Source organism: Salmonella sp. SAL03688 (assembly GCF_046551895.1).
Lineage (GTDB): Bacteria > Pseudomonadota > Gammaproteobacteria > Enterobacterales > Enterobacteriaceae > Salmonella > Salmonella enterica.
The window spans coordinates 1-1,295 of the sequence record NZ_JBGDVI010000051.1 but is presented as its reverse complement, the minus strand read 5'-3'; the positions used below and the strand labels follow the sequence as shown (position 1 = coordinate 1,295).

At 50.0% G+C, this 1,295-nt stretch carries 1 protein-coding gene; it reads left to right on the top strand.

The window, feature by feature from the left end:
• Positions 1-57: 57 nt before the first annotated feature.
• Positions 58-1,260 carry an IS256 family transposase gene (locus ACLJR2_RS23640; protein WP_000081842.1) on the top strand — a complete coding sequence of 401 codons (1,203 nt, stop codon included), beginning with the start codon at positions 58-60 and terminating at the stop codon, positions 1,258-1,260.
• Positions 1,261-1,295: the final 35 nt, after the last annotated feature.

Here is a 1,295-nt window from a genome sequence, read left to right as displayed (position 1 = left end):
GGGAGTGTTAGAAATTCTGTGTCATTCCAGTAATATACAATCAAAAAGGAATGACACATGTCCCAGCCCTTCGATTTCGATAAAGCGCTTAAGGCACTCCAGTCCGGCCAGGCATTAACCGGAAAAGATGGTATCTTAACGCCATTAATCAAACAGTTAACTGAAGCCGCGCTGTCTGCGGAACTCGACTCTCATCTGGCTTCGGATGTGGAAGCCAATCGTAAAAACGGCTCTGGCAAAAAGACCATTAAAGCCCCGACCGGCACCTTCGAGCTGGCAACCCCACGCGATCGTAATGGCACTTTTGAACCTCAACTGGTGAAGAAGCATCAGACCACGCTGTCCGACGAGATAGAGCGTAAGATCATCCGCCTGTTCGCGCTGGGAATGAGCTACCAGGATATCGGCCGGGAGATTGAAGATTTATATGCCTTCAGTGTTTCCACTGCCACCATCAGCGCGATTACCGATAAAGTTATTCCTGAGTTAAAGCAGTGGCAGCAGCGCCCGCTGGAGAAGGTTTATCCCTTCGTCTGGCTGGACGCCATTCACTATAAAGTCCGGGAGGATGGTCGTTACCAGAACAAGGCCGTCTACACGGTGCTGGCGCTGAATCTGGAAGGCAAAAAAGAAGTTCTGGGTCTGTATCTGTCGGAAAGTGAAGGCGCTAACTTCTGGTTATCCGTACTGAGTGACCTGCAAAACCGTGGAGTTGAAGACATTCTGATAGCCTGCGTGGACGGGCTGACCGGCTTCCCGGAGGCAATAAACAGCATTTATCCGCAGACAGAGGTGCAGTTGTGTGTGATTCACCAGATACGCAACTCGATTAAATATGTCGCGTCAAAACACCACAAAGCGTTCATGGCTGACCTGAAGCCGGTGTATCGTGCGGTGTCAAAAGACGCGGCAGAAACGGCGCTGGACGAGCTGGAAGAGAAATGGGGTCAGCAGTATCCGGTGGTGCTCCAGTCGTGGCGACGCAAATGGGAGAATCTGTCAGCGTACTTCCGCTATCCGGCGAATATCCGCAAAGTCATTTACACCACGAATGCAATCGAATCGGTGCACCGTCAGTTCAGGAAGCTGACGAAAACTAAAGGGGCTTTCCCGAATGAAAACAGTCTGTTGAAGCTGCTTTATCTGGGACTGATGAACGCTCAGGAAAAATGGACAATGCCGATCCAGAGCTGGAATTTGACATTGTCGCAGTTGGCGATTTATTTTGAAGGGCGGCTGAATAATGTGATGACGCTGTAGAATTTTTAACGTGACACAGAATTCTGAACGCTCTC